Source organism: Candidatus Accumulibacter aalborgensis (assembly GCF_900089955.1).
Lineage (GTDB): Bacteria > Pseudomonadota > Gammaproteobacteria > Burkholderiales > Rhodocyclaceae > Accumulibacter > Accumulibacter aalborgensis.
The window spans coordinates 1-25,441 of sequence record NZ_FLQX01000144.1 but is presented as its reverse complement, the minus strand read 5'-3'; the positions used below and the strand labels follow the sequence as shown (position 1 = coordinate 25,441).

General features: G+C 62.1%; 20 protein-coding genes. 14 read left to right on the top strand and 6 right to left on the bottom strand.

Annotation, left to right across the window (positions count from 1 at the left end; genetic code table 11):
* Window positions 1–15 precede the first annotated feature (15 nt).
* The 9 genes from ACCAA_RS17380 to ACCAA_RS17340 all read left to right on the top strand — a co-directional run bounded on the left by ACCAA_RS17380 (window position 16) and on the right by ACCAA_RS17340 (window position 9,847).
* Window positions 16–1,251, top strand: coding sequence for a phospholipase D-like domain-containing protein (locus tag ACCAA_RS17380; protein ID WP_186408513.1), 1,236 nt, complete (start codon window positions 16–18; stop codon window positions 1,249–1,251).
* A gap of 186 nt (window positions 1,252–1,437) precedes the next feature.
* Entirely contained in the window at window positions 1,438–4,206 is a 2,769-nt protein-coding gene (locus ACCAA_RS17375) for a DUF3604 domain-containing protein (protein WP_245754647.1), read from the top strand.
* A gap of 70 nt (window positions 4,207–4,276) precedes the next feature.
* Window positions 4,277–4,657, top strand: coding sequence for a hypothetical protein (locus ACCAA_RS17370; protein WP_186408512.1), 381 nt, complete (start codon window positions 4,277–4,279; stop codon window positions 4,655–4,657).
* On the top strand, window positions 4,650–5,624 hold the full coding sequence (locus ACCAA_RS17365; protein WP_186408511.1) for a peptidyl-prolyl cis-trans isomerase: 975 nt from the start codon (window positions 4,650–4,652) through the stop codon (window positions 5,622–5,624). Before ACCAA_RS17370 ends, ACCAA_RS17365 begins: the two co-directional genes overlap by 8 nt.
* Window positions 5,624–6,643 carry a HupE/UreJ family protein gene (locus ACCAA_RS17360; RefSeq protein WP_186408523.1) on the top strand — a complete coding sequence of 340 codons (1,020 nt, stop codon included), beginning with the start codon at window positions 5,624–5,626 and terminating at the stop codon, window positions 6,641–6,643. Before ACCAA_RS17365 ends, ACCAA_RS17360 begins: the two co-directional genes overlap by 1 nt.
* On the top strand, window positions 6,643–7,242 hold the full coding sequence (locus ACCAA_RS17355; protein ID WP_186408522.1) for a HupE/UreJ family protein: 600 nt from the start codon (window positions 6,643–6,645) through the stop codon (window positions 7,240–7,242). Before ACCAA_RS17360 ends, ACCAA_RS17355 begins: the two co-directional genes overlap by 1 nt.
* A gap of 50 nt (window positions 7,243–7,292) precedes the next feature.
* The gene (locus ACCAA_RS17350; protein ID WP_186408510.1) at window positions 7,293–7,853 is read left to right on the top strand and encodes a HupE/UreJ family protein; all 561 of its coding nucleotides are present in this window, start codon (window positions 7,293–7,295) and stop codon (window positions 7,851–7,853) included.
* A gap of 189 nt (window positions 7,854–8,042) precedes the next feature.
* The gene (locus tag ACCAA_RS17345; protein WP_186408509.1) at window positions 8,043–8,909 is read left to right on the top strand and encodes a pirin family protein; all 867 of its coding nucleotides are present in this window, start codon (window positions 8,043–8,045) and stop codon (window positions 8,907–8,909) included.
* A gap of 59 nt (window positions 8,910–8,968) precedes the next feature.
* The gene (locus tag ACCAA_RS17340; RefSeq protein ID WP_186408508.1) at window positions 8,969–9,847 is read left to right on the top strand and encodes a pirin family protein; all 879 of its coding nucleotides are present in this window, start codon (window positions 8,969–8,971) and stop codon (window positions 9,845–9,847) included.
* 197 nt (window positions 9,848–10,044) lie between these two features.
* On the opposite strand, the gene ACCAA_RS17335 is transcribed toward ACCAA_RS17340, so the two are convergent.
* The 3 genes from ACCAA_RS17335 to ACCAA_RS17325 form a co-directional block, all read right to left on the bottom strand.
* Window positions 10,045–10,845, bottom strand: a complete 801-nt coding sequence (locus tag ACCAA_RS17335; protein ID WP_186408507.1) for a DUF2189 domain-containing protein — start codon at window positions 10,843–10,845, stop codon at window positions 10,045–10,047.
* 93 nt (window positions 10,846–10,938) lie between these two features.
* A complete protein-coding gene (locus ACCAA_RS17330) occupies window positions 10,939–12,762 on the bottom strand; it encodes an L-lactate permease (RefSeq protein WP_186408506.1) in 1,824 nt (607 codons plus the stop codon).
* 58 nt (window positions 12,763–12,820) lie between these two features.
* Window positions 12,821–15,613, bottom strand: a complete 2,793-nt coding sequence (locus ACCAA_RS17325) for an FAD-binding and (Fe-S)-binding domain-containing protein (RefSeq protein ID WP_186408505.1) — start codon at window positions 15,611–15,613, stop codon at window positions 12,821–12,823.
* A gap of 209 nt (window positions 15,614–15,822) precedes the next feature.
* Here ACCAA_RS17325 and ACCAA_RS17320 point away from each other — a divergent pair, with 209 nt between their 5' ends.
* Window positions 15,823–16,539 (top strand): FadR/GntR family transcriptional regulator, encoded by a 717-nt coding sequence (locus tag ACCAA_RS17320; RefSeq protein ID WP_186408504.1) that lies wholly within the window; start codon window positions 15,823–15,825, stop codon window positions 16,537–16,539.
* 11 nt (window positions 16,540–16,550) lie between these two features.
* Here ACCAA_RS17320 and ACCAA_RS17315 read toward each other — a convergent pair whose 3' ends face one another.
* On the bottom strand, window positions 16,551–16,733 hold the full coding sequence (locus tag ACCAA_RS17315; RefSeq protein WP_186408503.1) for a hypothetical protein: 183 nt from the start codon (window positions 16,731–16,733) through the stop codon (window positions 16,551–16,553).
* A 562-nt stretch (window positions 16,734–17,295) separates the two neighbouring features.
* Here ACCAA_RS17315 and ACCAA_RS17310 point away from each other — a divergent pair.
* The 3 genes from ACCAA_RS17310 to bamE (ACCAA_RS17300) all read left to right on the top strand — a co-directional run bounded on the left by ACCAA_RS17310 (window position 17,296) and on the right by bamE (ACCAA_RS17300) (window position 22,509).
* Complete coding sequence (locus ACCAA_RS17310) at window positions 17,296–21,156, top strand: DUF3427 domain-containing protein (protein WP_186408502.1); 3,861 nt, start codon at window positions 17,296–17,298, stop codon at window positions 21,154–21,156.
* A gap of 87 nt (window positions 21,157–21,243) precedes the next feature.
* Window positions 21,244–21,516, top strand: a complete 273-nt coding sequence (locus ACCAA_RS17305; protein ID WP_186408501.1) for a DUF2442 domain-containing protein — start codon at window positions 21,244–21,246, stop codon at window positions 21,514–21,516.
* 504 nt (window positions 21,517–22,020) lie between these two features.
* Complete coding sequence (gene bamE / locus ACCAA_RS17300; protein ID WP_186408500.1) at window positions 22,021–22,509, top strand: outer membrane protein assembly factor BamE domain-containing protein; 489 nt, start codon at window positions 22,021–22,023, stop codon at window positions 22,507–22,509.
* A gap of 140 nt (window positions 22,510–22,649) precedes the next feature.
* Here the strand turns inward: bamE (ACCAA_RS17300) and ACCAA_RS17295 are convergent, their stop codons facing one another.
* Entirely contained in the window at window positions 22,650–24,497 is a 1,848-nt protein-coding gene (locus tag ACCAA_RS17295) for a methyl-accepting chemotaxis protein (protein ID WP_245754645.1), read from the bottom strand.
* A gap of 278 nt (window positions 24,498–24,775) precedes the next feature.
* On the opposite strand from ACCAA_RS17295, the gene bamE (ACCAA_RS22770) reads away from it, so the two are divergent.
* Window positions 24,776–25,006 (top strand): outer membrane protein assembly factor BamE domain-containing protein, encoded by a 231-nt coding sequence (gene bamE / locus ACCAA_RS22770; RefSeq protein ID WP_425394495.1) that lies wholly within the window; start codon window positions 24,776–24,778, stop codon window positions 25,004–25,006.
* 183 nt (window positions 25,007–25,189) lie between these two features.
* Here bamE (ACCAA_RS22770) and ACCAA_RS17285 read toward each other — a convergent pair.
* On the bottom strand, window positions 25,190–25,441 hold a 252-nt coding region (locus tag ACCAA_RS17285), incomplete at its 5' end, for a type II toxin-antitoxin system RelE/ParE family toxin (protein WP_186408498.1).

The window sequence follows — 25,441 nt, the reverse complement described above, 5'->3', positions numbered from 1 at the left end:
AACAGGATTCCCTTGATGCACCAGAAGATCTCGCTCATTGTTCAACCCGGCGACAGTTTCTTCCCCATCGTACGCGCTATCGACCGCGCGGACCGCTCGATCAATCTGACCGTATTCCGCATGGACGACCCGATCATCCAGCGGGCGCTACTCGAGGCTCGCCAGCGAGGCGTTCGGATTCGCGTGCTGATATCGAGCAGTGCTCGCGGCTGGGAGGAGAAAAACCGCAAGCTTCTCAAGGACGCCAACGAGACGGGCATTGCGACCAAGGAACCCGCGGGCGACAGCAAGCGGGCGCGCTACCACTACAAGGTAATGACCGTAGACGACGAGGAGGCTCTCGTGTTTACCTTCAACCCGACACGCGAGAACCTTCACTACACACGCGACTTCGGCATCGAGGTCTACAGCCCGGCGATCGCCACCGAGATCAACAGGCTCTTTGACGCCGACTGGAACGACATCCCCTTCGAACCCGACAATGACTTGCCCTTGCTGGTCAGCCCGTTCAACAGCCGGCGGAAAATGGAACTGCTGCTCGGCAACGCCAGGGATTCGATCCTCATCGCCGATGCCAAGGTAGAGGACCCGGCAATCGTCCGCCTGCTGGTGAAAAAGGCCAGGAGCGGCATCCAGGTCCGCGTCCTTGGCGACGAGCAACACGGCAGCGAGTTACCGTCCGAGATCGACTTCCGGGCGGTGCCGCGCTATAGGCTGCACGCCAAGTGTACGATCATCGACGGCGTCACGGCGGTCATCGGCAGCATGAATCTGCGTACAGAGAGTCTTGATCGGCGCCGCGAGCTGTGCATCGCAGTGGACGACAGAGACGTCGTTCGCGGCTTGACAGCCGTCTTCGAGAGTGACTGGGAACGCAAGGCCCCGGCCCCGGACAACACCACGACCCAGGTGATCAGGGTATCGCAGATGCTGCCCCCGGAGTCGGCCGCTTTGTCGGCGGGTGGTTTTGTGCTCATCTCGCGGACCACCGCGCTCGTCCGGCACGCCCTTCGCGAAGGGCTGACCACCATAGGCCGTGCGCAGGAGAACGACATCGTGATCACCGACGCGCTGGTGAGCAGGTACCACGCGCAGATCACGCTCGACGTGGGCACCTGCAGAATAACCGACCTTGGCAGCGGCAACGGAACTTTCCTGAACGGCGATCGCATTGCTGGCAGCGCGTGGTTGCGTCCAGGCGATGTAGTGAGGATTGCGGACAGCGAGGAGTTTCGCCTCCTGGAAATCTAGCCTAGACCGCACTCGACGCTACCCAGGTACGGGCAAGACCATTGGCGCGAATCCCGAGTCCCAAGGCTGCCCTTGTCCCCGGCCGACAGGGAGGAGTAAGATCCTGGCTGGCTCACTTTGGCCGGCTCCCGGACATCCGGCAGTTCCTGGTCCATGTACCCGATGTGGCGAAAGACGCCCCGGGAAATGGGCAGTTCGGTCGTCGCTCGTCAACAACTCTTCCTTAACGAGGCCAACATCGTGCGTTCACACGTTTTCGTCACCCCCCTCGCGGTCATTGCGCTCGCGCTGCTCGGCGCTTGCCAGCAAAAGGAGTCCGCACCAGCCGCACAGAAGATGTCCGCGGCGGACGCCGGCGCCAAGCAGGCCGCCGGCACCGTCCAGCCTGCTGCGGCGCCTGCGCCCGCGCCGCAGCCCAACCTGGAGCGCAACCCGGAGCGCAACCCGGAGCGCAATGCGTACTTCGGCGAGACGCACATTCACACCAGTTGGTCGGTCGACGCGTGGGTGATGGGCAACCGCATCACCGGCCCGGGCGACGCCTACAAGTACGCCCAGGGCGAGACGATCAAGCACCCGATGGGCTTCGACATCAAGATCGACACGCCGATGGACTTCATGGGCGTGACCGATCACTCGGAGTATGTCGGCGTCACCAAGCAGGCCAACACCCCGGGGTCTTACGTGAGCACGCTGCCCGCGGCGCAGCCGATGATCATGCAAGACCCGAACAACAAGGAAGAGCAAAACCGAGTGTTCACGTATCTGCTGTCCCTGGCCTCAAAACCGCCGGTGAAGGCATTCATGGACCCGAAGATCACCGCCACCGTGTGGAAGGAAAACACCAAAGTCGCCGACGAGAACAATCATCCCGGCAAGTTCACCACTTTCTGCTCGTACGAGTGGACGTCGATGCCGGGCAACCGCAACCTGCACCGCAACGTCTTCTTCCGGGCCTGCGACAAGGTCCCGGACTATCCCTTCAGCTCGCTCGATTCCACTCGCCCCACGGACCTGTGGAACTGGATGGACGCGCAGCGCAAGAGCGGCAATGAGGTGCTCGCCATCTCGCACAACGCCAACGTCAGCGACGGCTGGATGTACCCGGTCGACGTCGACAACACCACCGGGCGGCCGATCGACGCCGCCTGGGCAGCCGCCCGCGACCGCAACGAGCGTCTGGTCGAGATCAAGCAGGGCAAGGGCCAGTCGGAGACGCACCCCCTGCTGTCACCCAACGACGAGTTCGCCGGCTACGAGCTGTATGAGGCATTGCTCGGCCTGCCGGCCGACGTCGGCCGCATCGACCGCATCACGGGCAGCTACGGGCGCCAGGCACTGAAGGATGGCATCGCGATGCAGGATGTGCGCGGCTACAACCCGTACAAGTTCGGCTTCGGTGCGGCTTCCGACTCGCACAACACCGGCAGCCCATACCGCCAGGACAATTTCTACGGCCTGCACGCCGATGCGGACGGAACGGTCGAGCGGCGCCTTGCCGGCGTACTGATCGGCGGCACCATGGACGTGCGCCTGGAGAACCCGGGCGGCTTGACCGGCGTTTGGGCCGAGGAGAATACCCGGGCTTCGCTGTGGGACGCGATGTATCGCAAGGAGACCTTCGGCGTCAGCGGCCCGCACATCAAGCTGCGCATCTTCGGCGGTTGGGGATACGGCAACGACATCCTCAAGGCCGGCGACTGGGTGAAGCAGTCCTATGCGGGCGGAGTGCCCATGGGCGCAGACCTGCCGCCGATGCCCGCGGGCGGCAAGGGCACGGCGCCGAAGTTCGTTGTCTGGGCGGTGAAGGACCCGACCTCGGGCAACCTCGACCGCATCCAGGTCATCAAGGGCTGGACGCAGAACGGGCAGAGCTTCGAAAAGGTGTTTGATGTCGCGTGGTCGGGCGACCGCAAGCCCGACAAGTGGTCCGGCCGGGTGCCGGCCATGCGCAGCACGGTGGACCTGGAAAAGGCCACCTACACGAACGACGTCGGCTCGGCAGAACTCAAGACGGTGTGGACCGATCCGGAGTTCGACGCCAGCCAGCACGCCTTCTACTATGCGCGCGTGCTGGAGATCCCCACGCCGCGCTGGACGCTCATCCAGGCGGTCAAGTCGGGGCTGCCGCCGCCCGACGTCGTGCCGCTGACGGGGCAGGAACGCGCCTGGAGCTCGCCAATCTGGTACGCGCCGTCGGCCGATGCGCGCCAGAACGCTCCGGCGGGAACGACGGTCACCGAGTTGAAGAAGAAGGGAATCAACGCGCTGACTGACGCTCAGTTGAAGGCGCTCATCGTCGGCAAGGCGTTCTGGATGCGGAACAACGTGACCGGCGAACAGTTCAGCCAGAACTTCACGACCGAGGGTCAGACGATCGTGTTCCGCGTCGGCGCGAACGCAACCATGCCCAGCGCCTTCGGCAACGTCGAGCGCGACGGCTATCGCGGAACGACTTCCGCCTACCGTATCGAGGGCGGCAAGCTGGTCATCCCCGTGTCGCAGGATCCGTACTCGTTCACCTTCTACAAAGTCGGCGACACCTACTACGCCGCGCGCAGCAACGAGTTCGGCTACGCCAACTACGAGATCATTCCTGCTCCGCAGATCGCCGCCAACCCGCTGACTGCACTGTCGAATCAGTTCTCCATCGAGCTGGGGCTGACGGAAGAGCAGAAGAAGCAGATCGTTCCGATCCTCCAGCAGGAGATCAAGCAACTCGGCGTACTGAAGAAGGACGCCACGCTCAGCGGCGTGAAGAAAGTGGAGGCCTTGCGCAAGCTCGGCGTCTCCTTCGACGAGAAGATCTCGCCGCTGCTCAAGCCGGAGCAGCAGCAGAAATTCCAGACCATGCGCGAGCAGATGCGCCGACGAATCATCGCGGAGGCAAGCGAAACGGCGCTGCAAAAAGTCAAGTCGCAAGCGTCAGCAATGTTCTCCGACGTGCACAATTAGCGATGACGAGGCTGGACAGCAAGTCGGGGTGGATCCTGACAGCGCTCGGAGCCACGATGGGGCAAAGTCGATGAGCGCAGTGCTGAAGCTGGCCGCGGCAGTGGAAGCGCTCACCGGGGTCATTCTCGTGGCCAATCCACCGATCGTGGTCAGTCTGCTCTTCGGTGTGGGCGTCGCGGGATTCGCCGAAGTGGTGGGCCGGTTTGCCGGTATCGCGCTGATCGGCCTGGGCGTGTCCTGCTGGCCCGGCGCTTCGGGGCGCTCGACGCTGAACGGGATGCTGGTGTACGGGACGCTGGCCGCGCTGTACCTCGCCGTCGTCGGCCTCGGTGGCGAGTTTGGCGGCGTGTTGCTTTGGCCGGCGGTGGCCGGGCATACCGTACTGGTAGTCCTGCTCCTGCGCACCCGCTTCGGCGCGGCACCGCGCGGTGCCGATGGGATGGATGCATGACTGGCGCGACATTGGCGCGCTTGGCTATCGGGCGAATGAAGTGTCTGTAGCCGACGAGGAGCAACCGCCGCGTGCCCCGGCCAGCGTGGTCGTGCGCTGGCTGCGCGAGCCGCTGCTGCACTTCCTGCTGCTCGGCGCCGTTCTCTTCGGCCTCTCCAGCCTCACGCGGTCCGGGCACTTGGCGACCGCGCCGTCGAAGGAGATCCGGCTGTCACTCGACGAGATCGGCCAGCTCACTCAGCTCTACCAGTCGCAGTGGCGCCGCCCGCCGACGCCGCAGGAGCTCGAGCGCATGGTCGAGAACAAGGTCCAGCAGGAGATCCTCTACCGCGAGGCGCTTGCCATGGGCCTCGACAAGGACGACGAGATCGTCAAGCGCCGCATGGCGCAGAAGATGCAGTTCCTGGCCGAGGACGTGGCCGCCGCGCACGAGCCGACGACGGACGAGCTGAGGAGCTGGTTCGAGAAGAACAGTGCCAAATTCGCGCAGCCGCCCCGGCTGAGCTTCCGCCATTTGTACTTCTCGCCCGACAGACGGGGCGCCCACACGCGAGACGATGCCGAGCACGCGCTGGCCAAGCTCGTCGGTCAGCCGGTCGACGCAAAAATTGCGGACTCGCTCGCCGACCCGTTCATGTTCCAGGACTACTACCGTGATCGCCCGCCCGACTATCTCGGCAAGGAATTCGGACCACCGTTCGCTCTGGCGGTGGCCAAACTTCCGCCCGGCTCGTGGCAGGGGCCCGTCGAGTCCGGCTTCGGCTGGCACCTGGTGTTCGTCGACACCCTGGTTCCCGGCCGTGTACCGACCTTCGAGGAGGTCGAACCCGACGTCAGGACCGCGTGGCTCGGCGAGCAGAAGTCGCTTGCCTGGGAGAAGGCGTACAAGGGAATGCGCGCCAACTACACCGTGCTGCTGCCTGGGCCGCCCGGGAGTGCCGCACCATCGGGCGGGATGTCCAAGTGATGGTCGTTCCCGGCCTTGCCCGATACGTCGTGGCGGCACTGCTCATCCTGCTCGCTGGACTGCCGGCGGCGCAGGCGCATGAGTCGCGTCCGGCGTACCTGGAGATCAAGGAGACGGCCCCCGGCCAGTACGCGCTGCTGTTTCGCACTCCGGTGCTCGCCGGCAGGCGGCTGCCGCTGGTGCTGAGCCTGCCCGCCGGGGTGAAGGAACTGAGGGCCCCCGTGGTTCAGGAACTCACTGATTCCCTCGTCGAACGCCGGTGGATCGACGCCGGGCCCGACGGGCTCGCCGGCCAGCGCGTCGACATCAAGGGCCTTCAGTTTACGATCACCGATGCCCTGGTGCGCATCGAACTGCTCGACGGGCGCACGGTGCAAACCATCGCCCGCCCGTCGCAGCCGTGGGTAGAGATCGCCGCGACGCAAGCGTGGTGGGAGGTGATGGGCACCTACGCTACCGAGGGCATCCGGCACATCCTGTTCGGCGTCGATCACCTGTTGTTCGTGCTCGGTCTGCTGCTGATCGTCGGCAACCGGTGGATGCTGGTGAAGACGGTCACCGCTTTCACTGTCGCCCACAGCATCACCCTGGCCATCGCCACGCTCGGCGTCGCCAATGTCCCGGCGCTGCCGCTGAACGCCGCGATCGCCCTGAGCATCCTCTTTCTCGGGCCCGAGATCGTCCGCGTCTGGCGCGGCGAGACAAGCTTCACGATCCGCCACCCTTGGGTGGTGGCATTTGCCTTCGGGCTGTTGCACGGATTCGGATTCGCCACCGCGTTGACCAGTGCCGGCCTGCCGCCCCAGGACCTGCCGCTGGCGCTGCTTTCCTTCAACGTCGGTGTCGAACTGGGGCAGCTCGGTTTCGTCCTTCTGGTGCTGGCAATGGAACGTTCCTTCCGCGTGCTGGAAATCCGCTGGCCACGCTGGGTGGAGGCGCTTCCCGGTTATGCGGTTGGCACCCTCGGCGCATTCTGGACGATCCAGCGTGTCGCGCTGTTGATCGCAGCGTGGCGATGATGCCGATTCGTCGGCATCGATCGGCAAAAGCAGCGGCGATGCTGTTGACGCTGTGGGTTCCTGCAGCATTCGCGCACGTCCAGCCTAGCGAGGCTGGCGGATTGCTGACCGGCTTGCAGCATCCGCTTTCGGGCGTGGACCACGTTCTCGCGATGGTCGCCGTTGGCCTCTGGGGAGCGCAGCTCGGTGCACCGGCGATCTGGGTGTTGCCGGTGGCGTTTCCGCTGATCATGGCCTTGGGGGGCATGCTCGGATTTCTTGGCCTGCCGATCCCGGGGGTGGAAATCGGCATTGCCGCTTCAGCGGTCGTGCTCGGCGCGGCGGTCGCCTTCGAATTGCGACCGCCGCTGGTCGTCGCGGCACTCGTCGTCGGAGTCTTCGCGATCTTTCACGGCCATGCGCACGGCGCTGAGCTGCCTCCCGGCCAGAGCGCCATGCTCTACAGCATGGGTTTCGTCATCGCGACGGGATGCCTGCATGCGGTAGGCATAGGCATAGGCACTGTCCACCGCTGGACCTGGGGACGACAATTATTGCGCGGCGCCGGGGCGGTGGTCACTGCGGGCGGTGCATTCTTCATGTGCAAGGCTTTGGCGTGAAGGGCGCTTGCGCCCTGCGCGTACGTTCGCGAATCGCCGCAGTGCTCGCCATGGCACTCGCATGCGGGCCGGCACGGGCGCACCTCCAGACCAGCGGCATGGGCCCGGTCTGCGACGGACTGGCGCATTTCCTGACCAGCCCCGAGGACTTGGTGCCTGCGCTGGCGCTCGCGCTGCTGGCCGGGCTGCGCGGTGCAGCCTACGGCCGAAGCGCGATGTTTACCCTGCCGGCGGCCTGGTTGCTGGGTAGTCTCGCAGGATTGTCCGCCGCGGTGGCCAACGCCGGCACGCTGGGGGCATCGTTCTGGTTTCTCCTGCTGGGTGGCCTGGTCGTCGCCGATGCGAAGCTCTCTCTGCGCTCGATGACGGCGCTCTGTGCCTTCCTTGGCCTGGTTCACGGCTACCTCAACGGATCGGGAATGGGCCTCTCGGCAGCCGCGATCGTGGCCGCTCTTGGACTGACTGCCGCGGTGTTCGTCCTGGTCTCCCTGGTCGCCGCGCTGGTGGTCCAGTTGCGCGCACCGTGGGCGCGAATCGCCGTGCGCGTCGCCGGAAGCTGGATCGCCGCGAGCGGCCTGCTGATGATCGGCTGGTCCATTCGTGGGGTCTAGACGCGTTTTGGTTACGATTCCTCCAGCCATTTCCGTAACTCCTGAGAGGCTAAATCAACAAACATTCGCAGCTTGGGCGGCATGAAGCGCTGGCGGGGATAGACAATGTGGAAGTGTTTCCATATTTAACCATCTAGTAGGTAAATGTCTGCCCGCTAAAGTACAGCCATCGACTAACGGAGAGCAGTCATGAAAAAACTGGCATTCATCAAGCGCAGCAACGGCAGCCACTGGGTCGGTGACGGCTTCCCGGTCAAGAGCATCTTTTCCTACAATGACATTGCCGAGGAAATATCGCCCTTCCTGCTGATGGACTACGCCGGCCCGGCTGATTTCCCGCCGACAACCCGCAAGCTCGGCGTCGGCCAGCACCCGCATCGCGGCTTCGAGACGGTGACCATCGTCTACGAGGGCGGCGTTTCGCACCGCGACTCGACGGGGGGTGGCGGCACCATCGGCCCGGGCGACGTACAGTGGATGACGGCGGCCTCCGGCTTGATCCATGAGGAATACCACAGCCCGGAATTCGCTGAACAAGGCGGTGCTTTCGAAATGGTTCAGTTGTGGGTAAACCTGCCGGCCAAGGACAAGATGGCGGCCCCCGGCTACCAGAACCTCACAGCCAGTCAGATTCCGGAAGTTGCGTTGCCCGGTCAGGTCGGCACGGTGCGCGTCATCGCCGGCCGCTACGGCGACGCCGCCGGCCCAGCCCGAACTTTCACCCCGATCAACGTCTGGGACCTGCGCCTGACGGCCGGTCACCGCGTGACGCTCACGCTGCCGGCTGGGCATACGACAGCACTTTTCGTGCTGCGCGGTGCCATTCGCCTCGGCGATCGCCATACGGTCAACACCGCCGAACTGGCAGTCATGGAGCGCGACGCGAGCCACCTTGAGTTCGCTGTCGCCGAGGACACTACGCTGCTCCTGCTTAACGGCCAAGCACTCAACGAGCCCGTCGTTGGCTATGGCCCCTTCGTGATGAATTCGCAAGCGGAAATCGCTCAAGCGATCGATGACTTCAACAGCGGCCGTTTCGGACAGATTGGCCATTGACCCCGGCAGTAACCAGTACCCCAAAGTTGTCCGCTTAAAATCCACTGAGGAGATAGCCGATGAGCCCCATCGTCCGCATCGAAGCACGCAGCGCCGACCTCGGCGACGGTATGCTCGTTCGCCGCGCCCTGCCCAATCGCCAACAGCGCATGGTCGGTGCCTGGTGTTTCCTCGACCATGCCGGACCGGTCGACTTCGCGCCGGGCCACGGCATGCATGTCGGGGCCCACCCGCACACAGGGCTGCAAACCTTCACCTGGCTGATTGAGGGTGAAGTGCGGCATCGCGACAGCCTGGGCAACGAGCAGATCATCCGTCCCGGGCAGGTCAATCTGATGACTGCCGGTCGGGGCATCGCTCATACCGAGGATTCGGTGGTCGATGGACAACGCCTGCACGCGGCGCAACTGTGGATCGCACTACCGCCTGAAGCAGAGGATTGCGCCCCGAATTTCGCGCATTATCCCGACCTGCCGCGATGGCAGGAAGGTGGCGCCCAACTGACCCTATTGGCCGGCTCCTACGGCGAACATACTGCGCCGACCCGCTTGTATTCGCCGCTATTCGGCCTGGACATCACCTGCGACGCGGCGACTGCGGTCAACCTTCAACAAGATCCCGATTTCGAATACGGACTGCTGCCGCTGGCCGGGGAAGCTGCCATCGGCGAAGAAGTCTTGCGAACTGACGAATTCGCCTACCTCGGGCGCGGCCAGGATAGGCTACCCCTGAACCTGGCCGCCGGAGCCAAAGTGCTGCTGATCGGCGGGCGCCCTTTCGATCAGCCGGTCCTGATATGGTGGAATTTCGTTGGCTTCACCAAATCAGCCATTGCCGAAGCGCAAAGCCAGTGGGAAACAGGTGATCCGCGCTTCGGCCCGGTCGGCGATGGTAGTGCGAAGCGCCTTGCGCCACCGCCCCTGCCGTGGCGCGCTTAAAGACTGGCGAGTCTGGACTGCGCAGCCAGCCAGACTTCGTAGCCCCCCGTGTAGTCCAGGAAAAAGGGCAGGGCAAAGCGCTCGTGCACTTCGTGGCCCCAATCGACCAGGTAAACGTCGGCTAGGAGCCGACCCAGATAGTGAGCTCCATGGCCGCGATCCGGGCGTCGTGACGGCTTACGGCCGCCGCGAATTCTTCACTCGTCCACAGGGCAGGTTTGACCTTCCCGCTCGACGAGGTCACGGTAGGCGTGCCAGGTCGCGTGCCCAATCAGCGGCATGGTCGCGATCAGGCCGAAGAAGAAAGTCGCGAAACCGATACCGACGAGGACCACTATACACGCCGCCCAGAGCAGCATCGGTCCCGGGTTGCGGCCGCAGGCGACGAGGCTGGCGATCGCTGCAGTGATCGCATCGGTCTTGCGGTCGAGCATCAAGGGCAGGGCGATCACTCCAATGGCAAACACGAAGGTGGCGAAGAAGCCCCCAACCGCAAAATAGACGAGGGCAAAATCGACCTGCTCGAAAGTCAGCACTATGCGCACGACATCGCCAAAGCTGGGCAAACCACCAGCGAAAAAGAGCGCAAAGACAATGATTGACGCGCGCGCCCAGACCAGGAGGACGACCGCCAGGACGGCCGCAAACAAGCCGACGTTGGCCAGGTTCGGGCGCCAGGCGGCGAGGGTGGGGATCAGTTGCGGTGGCTCGCCAAGTTCGATACGCCGACTCAGGTCGTACAGTCCCATGGCCAGGAAAGGGCCGAGCAGGAGGAAGCCGGTGGTGAGGCCGGCAAAAAGGGCATAGGCTTGCGCAAAAACCACCTGCATCAGCCATCCCGTCGTAGCAAAACACGCGCCGTAGAAAAGACTCGCCAAGCCTCCCCGGCGGCAGTCATTCCAGCCGGCCTGTAGCCAGCGGAGGACGGCTCCGGCCTCGACCTGGCGGATCGTCGGGAAACGGCTCGCCGGGCCTTCTCTGTCTGGCGTCTGGTTCATCGGCTGTTGATCCCGTGTCGTGCCCGAGGGTGCCCGCGGCGATGATTCGTCGCCGCGGCACCCTCGGGAAAGGACTGCTTCCTGCGTTCCTTCTCAGTGGAAATGGACGCCGTCGTGTCCTGCGGTCGGGGCCGCCAGATTGGCGCCCACGACTCGCGAAAGGATGGTCACCAGAGCCACGATGCCAACGAATACTCCCAGCCACATCAAGCCATCCGGGTTGATCACGATCGGCCCGGCCGCGGCCGCCAATGCGGCGGCGGCTGCAGCCACGGGCTTGACGTAAGCCGGAACGATACCGGGGAATACGTACGTCCAGAGCATGTGCAGGACGCCGATGATCAGCACAAGGAAAACCGAGTGCTTGAACGTGAACCGAAAGATCTCGGATTCGCGGCCGACCAATCCTGTGGCGCCAGTGGCGACGGCAATTGATTGCGGCGAGATCATCTTCCCGCAAACGCCGCCGCAGGTGTTGGCCGACATCGTGATCACCGGGTCGATACCGAGCTTCTCGGCAGTGACTGCCTGGAGCTTGCCAAACAAGGCGTTGGTCGAGGTGTCGGAACCGGTCATGAACACCCCCAGCCAACCGAGAAGGCTGGCGAAGAAGGGGAAGGCCGCACCGGTCGTCGCAAACGCGTAACCAAGGGTGATCGCCATGCCGGAAAAGTTCATGATATAGGCAAAGCCGAGAATCGTCGCAATGGTCACGATCGGCCATTTGAGGGTCTTCAGCGTAGCACCAGCGACGCCCGCTGCCGTCTTCAGCGATGCGCCCATGACCATGATCGAGAAGAACCAGGCGAACAGAATGGCCGTTCCGGCTGCGCTCAGGAAGTTGAAGTTATAGACGGCAGGCTTGGGTTTGCCGACCTGGTCGATGACCATCTTGTCCAGTCCGGAAATCGGTATGGCGTAGTCGAAGACGATCTTGGTCATCTGGTTGAGCGCTTGATTGACCGGCTTGATGCCCCAGGCGCAGACGAAGAGCGACAGGATGATGAACGGTGCCCACGCGCGGAAGATCTGACCGCCGGTGAATTGGAGCGCTTCTTTGCCCAGGCTCTTGGGTTCATCCGGGAAATGCCAGCTTTCTTTCGGATGCCAGACCTTGAGAAAGGCGACCGTGCAGATGATCGAGGTGAGCGATGCAATGATATCGGGAAGCAGCGGGGCCGTAACCGGCGAGTTGGCCGAGAAAAATTGCGCAATGGCGAAGGAGCCACCGCTGACGAAGCACGCGGGCCAGACCTCCCAACCCTTCTTCCATCCCGACATGACGACAACCAGATAGAGGGGGATGAAAACGCTGACGATCGGCAGTGTCCGGCCGACCATCTGGCTGAGCGCGAAGTCGGGAATTCCCGCAACCTGTCCACCGACCACGATCGGAATCCCGATGGCACCCCAGGCGACCGGCGCCGTGTTGGCCAGCAGACAGATGGACGCCGCATAGAGGGGGTTGAAGCCGAGGCCGGCCAGCATCGCAGCCGTAATCGCCACCGGCGTACCGAAACCGGCGGCACCTTCGATGAAGGCACCGAAGGAAAACGCGATCAGCAGTGCTTGCAGGCGTCGGTCGTCCGAAATCGAGGCCAGCGAGTTCTTGATCACCTCGAACTGCCCCGTCTTCACCGACATGTTGTAGATGAAGAGCGCTGTCACGACGATCCAGCAGACCGGAAAAAGCCCGAACGCGCCACCGTACAGTGTCGCGAGCGCTGCCAGATCGATGGGCATCTTGTAGACCAACACCGCGATCAGGATCGCCAGCCCGGTACCCCCCATCGCCGCAAACTGACCCTTCATGCGTTTGATTGCCAGCGCCCAGAACAGAAAGAAGATCGGTATTGCCGCGACCAGTGCGGACAATCCGATATTGCCAAGCGGATCGACATTCATTTGCCATGTCATAAGAATCTCCTTTGTAATGAACTGCTTAGATCGCTCTTGTGGCGATGGTTGACGGGGCTCAGCAAGCTCCCATGGATTCCGTACGGCTACACTCCTCCAGCAGGTAAGCGATGGAGCGGTACGGCCGGCCGGTTTCGGCGGTGAGGCCAATTTCGCAGGTGCGGTTGGTCGATACCCCCTCGCAGCAGTTGGCGGGCAAGGCCTCATGCACCTTGCGCAGGGCGTGGACGTTGAGTTCCGGGACCACGAAGCCGCGGTCCCCGGCGAAGCCGCAGCAGGTGACGCCGGCCGGCTCGACGATTTCTTCGGCGCAGGCCGCGATCAGGCGGCGCAGCTTGGTGTCGGAAGCCGCGCGGCGGACGCTGCAATTGATATGCAGCGCAATCGGTCCTCGCTTGCGGGTAAGCATCAGGCGGGGCAGCAGCGCATCGTGGGCGAATTCATGGAAATCAAGCAGTGCCAGGCGACCAGCGAGGTGTTTCTGCATGCGCACCGAGCAGGTGCTGGCATCCATGATCACCGGATAATAGCCGCCGTGCCCATCGTCCGCTGCCTTGAGCAGCGCAGCGGTCACCGTGTCGGCCATTTGCTCGGCCTCCTCGGCCATTCCCTTGCTGGCGAGCATCTGGCCGCAGCAGAGCTTGTCGAAGCCTGCCGGCAAGCGTGGGTCGTAGCCGGCGCGCACCAGCAGTTCCAGGATGACTTCCGGCAGTGTCGCCTCGTCGGCGGTGTTGGCGCCAAAGATGCGCCCGCCGCAGGCGGGGAAATAGACGACCGGATCACCCGTGCCCGTGCCTTGCTGCGCCTTGGGCGCTTTGCCCGCCTGGGGCATGCCGCGCTTCCAGGCGCCGCCCGAGAGGCGAGCGACGAGGCTTTCACCGACCACGCCGGAGACCGCATGGCCGATCGACAGACCGACGCGGGAAGCAGTCGCCACCTTGCCGAAATTTCCCGCTGTCCAGTTCGCAACCTTGTGCGAGGGCGTTTTATTCCCCAGACCGCGGCCGCGCAGGCGGCGTGTCAGCTCGCCGGTGTCGATGCCGACCGGGCAGGCGGTCGAGCACAGACCGCAGCCGGCGCAGGTGTCGAGACCAAAATAGGCAAAATCCCTGCCCACGTCGGCAGCCTCTTCGCCAGCGGCGGCGCGGCGCGACAGCTCCCGCCAGCTCACGATGCGCTGGCGGGGCGAGAGGGTCAGCCGGTGCGAAGGGCACAAGGGCTCACAGAAGCCGCACTCGATGCAGCGGTCGATGATATCTTCGGCGGCCGGCATTGGCTTGAGGTTTTTCAGGTGCGCCTGCGGGTCGTCGTTGATGATCACCCCAGGATTGAGCAGATTGTCCGGGTCGAAGAGCTTCTTGATCCGGCGCATCAGGTCGGTAGCCTGCCGGCCCCATTCCATCTCGACGAAAGGTGCCATGTTGCGGCCTGTACCGTGCTCGGCCTTGAGCGAACCGTCGTACTTGTCGATGACCAGCTTGCAGACCTCATCCATGAAACGGGCGTAACGCTCCACTTCCGCAGCGTCCGAGAAATCCTGCGTGAATACAAAATGCAGATTGCCTTCGAGCGCATGGCCGAAGATGATTCCCTCGCTGTAGCCATGCTCGCGCAACAGTGCCTGCAGGTCGAGCGTCGCGGCGGCCAGCGATTCGATGGGGAAGGCGACGTCCTCGATGATCACCGTGGTGCCCGCGCGGCGCATCGCTCCGACCGAGGGGAAAGTGCCCTTGCGCACTTTCCAGTACATTTCGCAGGTAGCGGGGTCGGTTGAAAAGGTCGGCGCTTCAACCGTGGCGATGCCGGTCAACGCACCGAGTGCGGCGTCAATGCGCTGCTGCAGGAGCACGGCGCTTTCCGCACGTACCTCGATCAGCAGGGCAGCGGCATCGTTCCCCAGCGTACGAATGATCGGCGGCAATCCGGGCTTGTCTTCAACCGAGCGCAGCGCCGGGCGATCGAGCATTTCAACGGCCGACACCGGCTCCTGCTTGAGGCGGATGACGGCCTGGCAGGCGGTTTCGATGGTCGGAAAAAAGACCAGCGTACTGGCCTTGAAAGGGTCCTCGACGACGGTGCGGTAGGTGATGCGTGACATGAAGCCCAGCGTTCCCTCGGAGCCGATCATCAGGTGCGCGAGAATGTCGATGGGATCTTCGTAGTCGATCAGGGCATTGAGGCTGTAGCCGGTGGTGTTCTTGATCTTGTACTTGTGGCGGATGCGGGCAGCCAGCGCTTCGTCGGCCCGCGTCGCGGCGCCCAGGCGCGCCAGTTCGTCGACCAGGGTGGCATGGCTTTCGTAGAAGCGGGCGACGCTGAACGGGTCCTCGGTGTCGAGCACGGCGCCGTCGGCGAACACCACGCGTAGTCCGGCCAGGGTGCGGTAGCTGTTCTGTGCCGTGCCACAGCACATGCCGGAGGCGTTATTGGCAGCGATGCCACCGATCTTGCAGGCGCCAATCGACGCCGGGTCCGGGCCGATCTTGCGGCCATGCGGGGCGAGGCGGTAATTGACTTCGCCGCCGATGATGCCGGGCCCGACGCGCACCGTGGTGGCGTCGGGGCCGATTTCGCAGGTGGCGAACGCTTCACCGATGAGCACCAGGATACCGTCGGTCACCGCCTGTCCCGAAAGGCTCGTTCCGGCGGCGCGGAAGGTCAGGTGAATGCCTTTCTGCGCGGCCACCGTCAGCACGTACGCGACGTCGTCTTCGCTTTCCACGACGACCACAACCTGGGGGATCAGTCGGTAAAAGCTGGCATCGGTGCCCCAGGCCAGCAGACGCAACTCGTCGGTAATGACGCTCGCTGCGGGGAAATACGTGCGCAGTGCAGAAATCAGTGAGTTCATTTTTGGCTTCCTCCTCCAGAGATACGACGGGTGCTTAGGCCCCTTTCTTTGCAACGCCGGCGGGGCATTCACTCTATGGTAATACGTTGCACTTAACGAAAACCAGTGGCGCACAGATTAATCAGAGATAGAATTGACCGGAAATTGGTAGTACCAATTGTTTTTCAGCACCAGCTCGGTCGCTGAAGACGCACCAGGAGGATGGCGCCATGGCATCGCATAGCGTTGCAGAACAGACCCGGCGAGCACTCGAAGTGCACCTGCTGGATGGTTCCTGGCCGGTCGGCATGCGTTTGCCGGCCGAACGGGTCCTGGCGGAAACGATGGGTGTTTCGCGGAACTCGGTGCGTGAAGCGATTTTTTCCCTGAAGGACCGTGGCCTGCTGTTCAGCAGGCATGGCAGCGGCGTTTTTGTCAGCGATCGCCTGCAGACGGCCATTTCGTCGCCGTGGCGGCAACTGGTGGCCGCCCATCCGGATTTACGTTGGGATACGCTGGAGTTTCGCCGCGAACTGGAGGGTGCGACGGCGTATTACGCCGCGCTGCGTGCCAACGCGAACGATCTGGAAAGGATCGAAGGCATCATCAGACGCCTGACCGATGCCTACGACACGGGCGAAAAGGAGGAAGAGTACCGGGCTGACGCCGACTTCCACGAGGCCCTCGCCGAAGCCTCGCACAACAGCATGTTTCTCTACCTGCACTCAGGAATTGTACGCATGCTGCGCGAACACATCTGCCTTAATCTGATGGCCATGGAAGATCCGACCGGAGAGGTCACCGATCATCTGCGCCGGCAGCACCTGGGCATCTGGGATGGCATCCGCACGCAGCAGGCGGACGAGGCGAGGCAGGCAATGCTCGCCCACATAGACTTTACGTGGTCGGAACTGGCGCGGCGGGAAGAGGGAAGGGCCGGCCAGTAAGCGCTAGTCGATCAGGGAAGATTGATGAAGGTCGCCGGGTAGGCGCCTGGGTTCTTGCCAGCGGTCTGCGCGGGCTCGCAAAGGCCGGCGAAAAGAAGTTGCAACGCTTGCCAGGCGGCAAGAATGACCGAGCCGGATGCGTCGTGCTGCCCATCATGACCGTGGGCTATGGAAAGTGTCTTGGGATAGTTCATGGTGTCGGCTCCTTGCGCTTGAATTTGCCCTTCGTGAGGGAATGTCGCCACGATATCCCTCATGCTGCAGTGCGGCAAACGATCGATTCTCATGCGATGACCAAGAAAAACTCATCCATCCCGGCCAGCCCGTAGCCTGTAGGGCGCAATAACCGAAGGGCATTGCGCCAGATGGTCAAGCCGCTTTACTCGCCTTGTCCCTGCCTGTCGTCGCGTCCGGCCTTTCGCTGCCTGGTGCAATGCGCTTCGCTTATTGCACCCTACGGATGGCCGAATCCTATGCATGTGGCGGCCTTTGGCCTGACCGCGGGCTGGATGAAGCCGAGCCATAGCCGTCTGTCTGCGGCGACCCGGATCAGTCCCGGGTTGCTCGGCTTGTGGAGGTCATCCGCTTCCCGGAACATGGCGACGCCAACCGGGGCGGGTGGAACAGCCCACGACCCGGAAGGAAGGAGTAGACTGCTCGTCACCCAGAACAATTCGAAGAAAGACGTGCCAACCGTGGATTCCCGGTCGGGCAGCCCGCCAGTGTGCAGCGGTGAATCCAGCACCTTCCGAGAAGATGACTGACACCCTGGCTTACTACGACGAGAACGCGGATTCTTTCTTTGCCGAAACGGCCGACGTCGACATGTCCGCGCTTCATGAGCGCTTCCTCGCATATCTCCAGCCCTGCGGCCTGATCCTCGATGCCGGCTGCGGTTCAGGACGAGACGCCAAGGCTTTCCTGCTACGCAAATACCGTGTCGTTGCCTTTGACGCTTCGCCACGATTGGCAGAATTGGCTTCACACCATCTCGGTCAGCCTGTCGCCGTCAAGACCTTCGCCGACGTTAACGCGCAGGAGCATTATGACGGCATATGGGCTTGCGCCAGCCTGCTTCACCTCCCTGCGCTCGAGATTCCACCAACATTGCAGCGGCTGTGGTCTGCGCTCAAGGCGGGCGGTGCTTTCTACGTCAGCTTCAAGGTCGGCGAGGGCGAGCGAGAACATACAAGCCGCCACTATACGGATGTCAGCGAAGCCACCCTGCGAGGATGGTTGAACACGTTGCCGAGTCTGAGCACGCTCGATTGCTGGTTGACGGAGGATCAGCGACCTGACCGTCAAGACCAGTGGATCAACGCGATTGCCGTTCGCAGCGCTGCCACGAACAAGCTGCTCACCGGAGGGGACAACCCATTTCTGCCCCACCTCTGCCAATCGATCAGCCGCGCGGAGGAAGTGGACCTGGCCGTCGCCTTTATCAAAGCCACGGGCTTGCGCCTGCTCTTGCCGGACCTGCATGACGCTCTCGCGTCTGCGAGCGAGACAGGGGCTCCGAGGGCACGACTCCGGGTGGTGACCAGCGACTACCTGGACGTCACTGATCCCGATGCACTGCGCCTGCTCTTGCTGCTGCAGGAAAAAGGAGCGCAAGTCCGAGTATATGAAACGGCTAACAGCAGCTTTCACCTGAAGGCGTACGTGTTCACCCGCTACACCGAGACCGGGCAACGCCATGGAACGGCGTTCATCGGTTCGAGCAACATCAGCCGACAAGCCCTGCAAGAGGGTCTGGAATGGAACTACCGGATCGACTATCCCGGCGACGATGGCTTTCTCGAAACGAGGATGGGTTTCGAGGGGGTTTTTGCGCACCCGAGGACGGTTCCTCTGACCGACGTGTGGATTGAGCGCTATGAAGCACGCAGGGTTCCTCCACCACGGGGAGTCGCGCCCGGAAGTCAGGAGCAGGAAGCACCACCACAAGCAACGGCTGTGCAGTTGGCGGCCTTGGCCGCGCTGCGGGCAACTCGCCAGCAAGGGTTTCAACGTGGGCTGGTAGTGCTGGCTACCGGGCTGGGCAAAACCTGGTTGTCGGCATTCGATGCCCAGCAGACGGGTGCGCAGCGTGTCTTGTTCGTCGCTCATCGCGAAGAAATTCTCGACCAGGCCGCGGAGACTTTCCTGCGCATTCGGCCCAAGGCGCGCGTTGGGTTTTACCGAGGGCAAACGCGGGATGCGGAGGTCGATGTGCTCTGTGCTTCGGTGCAGACCTTGAGCCGCTCGTCCCACCTGGAGCGCTTTTCGCCGGGGCACTTCGACTACCTGGTCATTGACGAATTCCACCATGCTGCCGCCGCGACCTATCGGCGCGTGCTCAATTACTTCGCCCCCCGCTTCTTGCTCGGGCTGACGGCGACTCCCGACCGCACCGATCAATCCGACATCCTCTCGTTGTGCGACGACAACCTCGTTTTCACGCATGACTTGTTCGCCGGCATCGAAGGCGGTTTGCTTGCCCCTTTTCACTACTACGGGATCTATGACGATTCGGTCGATTACCGGGAGATTCCCTGGCGCAATGGTCGCTTCGACCCCGAACAACTGGCCAACAAGCTCGCCACCTTGGCGCGTGCGCGGCATGCCTTGCGCGAATGGCAGCAGCGAGGCCAGCAACGCACGCTCGCCTTCTGCGTGTCGACCCGCCATGCCGAGTTCATGGCAGCGCACTTCCAGCAGGTCGGCATCGCCGCAGCAGCGGTCTATTCGGGCTCGTCGCTGAGTCGCGGTGATGCTCTGGAGCAATTGCGCGACTGCCGTCTGGCGGTTATTTTCTCAGTCGACCTGTTCAATGAAGGGGTCGACCTTCCGGCCATCGACACGGTCATGATGTTGCGCCCAACCGAGTCGAAAGTCCTCTTCCTGCAGCAACTTGGCCGTGGACTGCGAAAGACCGATGAGAAGGAGCGCTTGGTGGTTCTCGATTTCATCGGCAACCACCACAGCTTTCTGCATAAGCCGCTGGCCTTGCTCAACGTAGGTACCAGTTACCGGCAACTCGCGGCGTTTGCTCGCCAGGTCGAGCAGGGACGATTGCTGCTGCCAGCTGGCTGCTACGTCAATTACGACCTCAAATTGATCGACTTCCTGAAGTCGCTCGATGGCCAAGGTACCGAGAAAGACTACGCAGCGCTCAAGGAAGGTCTTGGCAGGCGGCCCAGCCTCGGCGAGTTCTTCCGATCCGGCGCCAACCTCTTGACGATGCGCAGGCAGTTCGGAAGCTGGTTGGAATTGGTAGAGGTCATGGGTGACCTGGAGCCGACCGAATCGGCCGTCGCCGCCTCGCAGCGCGCCTTCCTGTGCGAAGTGGAGGCGACGAGCATGACCAGGAGTTACAAGATGGTGCTGCTGGAAGCGATGCAGGAACTCGACGGCTGGCGAAGCCCGGCAACGCTTGCCGAACTGGCCGAACGTTCTTGGCAGGTCCTGCAGCGCCGTCGCCCACTCCTGGCCGACTTGCCGGCCGACCTGCGTGTTCTCGCCGATGGGACAAGCGAGGCTTGGCAACGGTATTGGCAGCGGAATCCCGTTGCCGCCTGGACTGGCGTTAATCGGACCTCGTCGGCCACCGTTTTCTTCAAGACGGTGGATCAACGCCTGGCACCGACCTTCAGTGTACCGGACGATCATCTGGAGGCCTTTTCTGCGCTGGTCCAGGAACTCGTCGATTACCGCCTCGCCGCCTACGAGGTGCGACGTGCGCCGGAGCAAAGTGCCGACAACGTGATTCCCCTTCGCCGGCCGGCCGGCCCCCCCGTGGCGACCCGCACCGAACTGCCATTCTTCCCCAACCTCAAAATCGCCTGCGGGCATTTCAGGACTGGCAGCGCTGAGGCCGAGGAGTATCGTACCCTGGGAAGTGGCTATGGTCGCCTGGACCCCGCGCGACACTTCATCGCGTGCGCTGTGGGCAACTCGATGGGTGGCGGCAAGGAGCCGATTCGCGACGGCGACTATCTATTGCTCGAGCATCTCGGCGCCGGTAGCGCCGGGTCGATCACTGGTTGCGTCCTGGCGATCGAAAGGCAGGATGAGGCCGGTGACGATCAGTACCTCTTGCGTGCGGTCAGCAGGACGGCGGACGGCGGCTACCTCCTCAAGGCCAGCAACCCGGACTACCACGACCTGCCCGCCACTGACGAAATGCGCACCCTCGCCCGGCTCAAGGCAGTCATCGACCCTCTGGAGATGGCCATTGGCCAGGCGTGGTTGCGCGAAGAGATCCCGTCGCTATTCGGCGAGACGTTCAACGCCGGCAATTGGAATAGCGGCCATGTCACTCTCAAAGCTCAGAAGGCTCACGTCCTGCTGGTAACCCTCAACAAGCAGGGCAAAGCCGAGGACCATCGCTATCTGGACCATTGGCTGGATGAGCGCACCTTCCACTGGCAAAGCCAGAATTCGACTTCGCCGGCGAGGAAGCGGGGAAGGGAACTTATCGATCACCAGCGGCTGGGCATCAGCCTCCACTTGTTCGTTCGCGAGGCCAGGTTGGCCGGCGGTACGGCGGCGAGATTCGTCTATCACGGGCCGGTTCGCTACCGGAGCCATACTGGTAGCGAACCGATGAGCGTAATTTTCGACGTGATGCGTTAGCTCGCAATCGCGCGTTAGCTCCTCTTGACCTACGAGAAATCGAGCGGCTTGTCTCTGAAAACGAACAAATATTGATCGACAAATACCATGAATACCATAATCACTGAAACCGAACCCGTGGCAATCAGAGCTTGGGCCGAAAAGCGGTTCATCTACCTTGAACTGACGGACGGACGGATATTCGGGTTTCCGGCGGACCGTTTTTGCATTCTTGGTCAAGCGTCTGAAGATCATCTCAAGAAGGTTCGGGTTGAAGTGAATGGTCATGCGCTGAGATGGGAAGACCTTGACGAAGACTTGACCGTGGCCGGTATCATCGCGGGAAGGTTTCAACTTCCATTACCCAGACCAGTGGCCTGACTTGGCGTCGAGGCGCTCCCCGACCCAAGCGCCAACTTGTGGCGTGACTGGTGCCCTAGCCCCGGGGTGGAGGCACGACTGCACTAGGAGATGGCGGCACTCGGCGCCTTGGGACTGAATGGCGAACGACGGTGGATCCGCCTGACATGGTACCGCAATGGTACCACCGGCGCCGAAGGAGTGGATGGCCTGGTGGTGGTGCTGGTGAGCCGATCCACGTCAGTTATGGACCGAATCAGGATCGCCATGTTGTTCGGATGATCGCCGGAAATGTCGCTCGACGTGCTGGCACGGACAAGAGCGAATCGGCATGCAGAGGAAAAGGCAGTCAAGGCAGCCCTCGTCGTGACCGCGGCCGACCCACACGCCGCCTTCGATCGCCTCGCCCCAGCGCTGCGCACCTGGCTTTGGGAGCAGTGTGGGTCGCGAGTGGAGTCGTCTATACTCGTGCCTTGGCGCCAGCCATCCTGGCTGCTGGCCGCAATGAGTGGAGCACGGGAAGGCATGTTCGGGAAACTTTTGGCAGGTATTGTTCTACCCGGTCTGATCGCCGCCGTCCTGTCGGCCTGCGATGCCGACAAGCTGAACAAACTCAGGCCTGGTCGCAGCAGCGCCGATGAGGTGCGCCAGATCATGGGCCAGCCAAACCTCGAGTGGCGGGACGATGACGGCACGCGCACGTGGGAGTACCCGCGCACCCCGGAAGGAATGGTCAATTATATGCTGGTCATCGGCCCCGACAATGTCCTGCGCGAAGTGCGGCAGGTGCTGACGGAGGAGAATTTCGCCAAGGTCAGTCCCGGCATGACCACTGACGAAGTGCGTTATCTGCTCGGCCAACCGGCTCACCAGGCCCGGTTCTCGCTAAAGCAGGAAACCGTCTGGGACTGGAAGACGAAGGTCGACTCGGGAATGGAGTGGTACTTCAACGTCCATTTCGATGACCACGGCGTGGTCACCAGGACCAGCACCCACTTCGTTCCCAAAGGCTGAGCTCGCTGGCCGAGTGAAAATTGCCGTGATCGCAGCGGAGACCTTGCTCCTTCTGTCGGCGATGCTGCCGGATCAGCAGGTCCTCGGTCAGACTTCTGCGACTCGACCTACGGCCATCACGGAAAACCTGCCGCCAGGCCTTACCCTTCAAGCAGGGCGGCGGTGTGGCAACCAACCCGTACCGCCCCCCAGTGAACGCCGCCAACGTAAATTGGCATGCTGATGTCGCACATCAGTTCGCCGGTATCGCGAAGATAGGTTTGCAGGAGAAGCGGTGCCGTGGCCTTCGCTGCTCTCAGCTCGGTGGGTGTGTCGAACATGCGATGTGTGCGATTACCGATCAGATCCTTCTGTTGATCGCCAGTCAGCGGTTGCGAGAACGGGGCATTGTGGGCCACTAGGTAGCCGTTGAAATCAACCCCCACCGCGTAAACGCCGCCTTTGATCGACGCCAGTGCCGAATCAAGCAATCCCTGACATTCGCGCATATAGGCTTCGTCATAGGACACCGTAAATTTCTGCGGTTTGGTCTTCGGCGTCATGATCGGTCGGTAGTTACGATCCATTACATTGACACCTCGCTGGCGCATATCCTCAAGCTTCCTCTGCAGCTCATCACGAAACTTTCGCACCAAATCAATGTTGTAGTCGAATGTCCCACGGCCGATCTTGAAGCTGGAAACCAGTTCCTGAACCGACTCGGTCGTATTCGAAAGCTCCCCAGCCGCTTTTTCGGAACTGCCCATCCTCTGCGCGACCTCGCCCGACAGGGAATGAACCTGGCGCATGTTCTCGTGCACCTGCGCATTGGTTGCGGTCAGTTGTTCCATTGCTGCGGCAATCTGGATCAATTGGCCGCTGGTTCCTTCAAAATCACCGACCATCTGTCGAAACTGTTCGGATGACCGCTCGACCACTTCGCGCGTCTGGCGGATATCCACGTTGATCATGTCGTTCTCGCTTTGTGTGTCTTGCACCAGGGCAATCATTCCCGTCACACTTTGAGTGATCTCCAAGGCTGAATTATTGACGCGCTCGGCCAGTTTGCGCACCTCATCGGCGACCACGGCAAAACCACGCCCCATTTCACCGGCACGCGCCGCTTCAATGGCGGCATTCAAGGCCAGCAGATTGGTCTGGTCGGCGACATCCCTAATCAGAGCGGCCATGGTGCGAATGCTGTCAGAACGCTGGCTGAGATGGGCAACGGTATCGTTGAAACGTGCCAGTTTCTTGCTGACCGACTGCACCTTGACGACAATTTCGAGCATTTCCTGCAAAGAGCCCTTGGCATTCCCGAGGTTGACTTCGGTCGACCGGGAGATAAGTTCGGTCGACAAAGAGACCTCGTTGATCGCTTTTGTCGCCTCGTTACTGGCGGTAAACACCGCCTCAGTCAATTTTCCCTGACGCGCTGCACGGGTTGATGTCTCACCGACGCTCTTGCGCATGATTGCCGCGTCGCGTGCAATGCTGACACTCATCTTGCGTATTTCACCGATGATTTCTCGTATCCGGTCAGCGAATCGGTTATAGGAAATGGCCAGGTCGCCGAATTCATCGTGAGTTGTCGCTGGCAGATCGCGTGAAAAATCTCCCTGACCGGAGGCGATTTCGTCAAAGATGCGCGCCATATTCTTGACCGGGCTGACTACCAGATAACGCACGTATGCAATCTGGAGAATGATCCAGACGAATGCAATTCCGGTCAGAATGGCCATCCACACCAGCCCCTGGTCAAGCGCCGATACGACCACCCTGGCGACTTCAGCATTGGCGCCCGAACTGCTCAGCGTGTCCAGAACCGAAGCCTTGACATACAGATAAATACCAACGTACACCAGATTGATGAGGAACACGAGAGTGAAGCCCATCAGCTTCCTGGTAAGGGTGTTCCAGATGTTCTTTTCCGACCACTCGTGAAGCTGCCGAAACATATTCATTTTCACTCCCGCAAATTGAATCCCTGTGCCGAATATTTTTCCCATTGCCACGATTCATGTGCGAGGCTCCGTTGCCAGCAAGCGCCGCAGGCTGTGGCGAGCCGGTGCTTGATCGTCATGTCAGTCTCCCGGTGCAAAGAATAGGAAATCCAGCAGCGCCAAGCAGAGTATATGTCATATGAGCCCGCATTATGCCGCGTCAATCTCAATTTGCCGACCACAGGAAAGCCCGGCGACAGTCGAGCCGGGGCAGGTCGAACGGCTGAAAAATCCTCAGGCCCTCGTGCCTTGGCGCCGGCCATCCTGGCTGCTGGCTGCAATGAGTGGAGCAAGGGAAGGCATGTTCGGCAAGCTCTTGGCAGGAAGTGCGGCAGGTACTGACGGAGGAGGATTGTGGCAAGGTCAGGCCGGGAATGAGCACTGACGAAGTGCCTTACCTGCTCGGCCAACCGGCTCACCAGGGCCCCGTTCTCGCTGAAGCAGGAAATCGTCTGGGACTGGAAGACGAAGGTCGACTCGGGAATGGAGTGGTACTTCAACGTCCATTTCGATGACCACGGCGTGGTCACCAGGACGAGCACCCACTTCGTTCCCAAGGGCTGACGCCGCCGCCGGCATTATCGCCTCACCGACCATCCATGACATGCGCTGGCCATGGCAAGCAGGGCGGGGGAGAACCCGCCGACTTCGGCAATCGCCCCCTGGCGAGCCGGCCACCCAAGTCGGACGGTGCAAGGTCACTGCTGAAATGCTGTCCCCATATCACGAGCGCTGTGCAGGACTCGCGCAATCCGAACAACGTCCTCATTTGCCCAGTAGAAAATGAGGTAACGCCCGTGCGGCAGCATTCGTACGCCGTCGCCCAACTCGGGGCGCGGCGCACCGATACCCGGTTGGTTAGTGAGCCTGCCGCAGTCGGCTTCAAGCCATATCCTTACACAGAACCCATTTTGCATGTTTGCCAAATTTTTTGCGACTGGCTTGAAAGC

Excerpts from the sequence above, each read along its gene's own strand:
- ACCAA_RS17365 (WP_186408511.1), top strand. The coding sequence starts at position 4,650 with ATGCATGACTGGCGCGACATTGGCGCGCTTGGCTATCGGGCGAATGAA.
- ACCAA_RS17310 (WP_186408502.1), top strand. The coding sequence starts at position 17,296 with ATGACTGACACCCTGGCTTACTACGACGAGAACGCGGATTCTTTCTTT.
- ACCAA_RS17295 (WP_245754645.1), bottom strand. The coding sequence starts at position 24,497 with ATGGGAAAAATATTCGGCACAGGGATTCAATTTGCGGGAGTGAAAATG.
- ACCAA_RS17330 (WP_186408506.1), bottom strand. The coding sequence starts at position 12,762 with ATGACATGGCAAATGAATGTCGATCCGCTTGGCAATATCGGATTGTCC.
- ACCAA_RS17315 (WP_186408503.1), bottom strand. The coding sequence starts at position 16,733 with ATGAACTATCCCAAGACACTTTCCATAGCCCACGGTCATGATGGGCAG.
- bamE (WP_186408500.1), top strand. The coding sequence starts at position 22,021 with ATGTTCGGGAAACTTTTGGCAGGTATTGTTCTACCCGGTCTGATCGCC.
- ACCAA_RS17360 (WP_186408523.1), top strand. The coding sequence starts at position 5,624 with ATGGTCGTTCCCGGCCTTGCCCGATACGTCGTGGCGGCACTGCTCATC.
- ACCAA_RS17380 (WP_186408513.1), top strand. The coding sequence starts at position 16 with ATGCACCAGAAGATCTCGCTCATTGTTCAACCCGGCGACAGTTTCTTC.
- ACCAA_RS17375 (WP_245754647.1), top strand. The coding sequence starts at position 1,438 with ATGGGCAGTTCGGTCGTCGCTCGTCAACAACTCTTCCTTAACGAGGCC.
- ACCAA_RS17340 (WP_186408508.1), top strand. The coding sequence starts at position 8,969 with ATGAGCCCCATCGTCCGCATCGAAGCACGCAGCGCCGACCTCGGCGAC.
- ACCAA_RS17320 (WP_186408504.1), top strand. The coding sequence starts at position 15,823 with ATGGCATCGCATAGCGTTGCAGAACAGACCCGGCGAGCACTCGAAGTG.
- ACCAA_RS17325 (WP_186408505.1), bottom strand. The coding sequence starts at position 15,613 with ATGAACTCACTGATTTCTGCACTGCGCACGTATTTCCCCGCAGCGAGC.
- ACCAA_RS17335 (WP_186408507.1), bottom strand. The coding sequence starts at position 10,845 with ATGAACCAGACGCCAGACAGAGAAGGCCCGGCGAGCCGTTTCCCGACG.
- ACCAA_RS17345 (WP_186408509.1), top strand. The coding sequence starts at position 8,043 with ATGAAAAAACTGGCATTCATCAAGCGCAGCAACGGCAGCCACTGGGTC.
- ACCAA_RS17305 (WP_186408501.1), top strand. The coding sequence starts at position 21,244 with ATGAATACCATAATCACTGAAACCGAACCCGTGGCAATCAGAGCTTGG.
- ACCAA_RS17355 (WP_186408522.1), top strand. The coding sequence starts at position 6,643 with ATGCCGATTCGTCGGCATCGATCGGCAAAAGCAGCGGCGATGCTGTTG.
- ACCAA_RS17350 (WP_186408510.1), top strand. The coding sequence starts at position 7,293 with ATGGCACTCGCATGCGGGCCGGCACGGGCGCACCTCCAGACCAGCGGC.
- ACCAA_RS17370 (WP_186408512.1), top strand. The coding sequence starts at position 4,277 with ATGAGCGCAGTGCTGAAGCTGGCCGCGGCAGTGGAAGCGCTCACCGGG.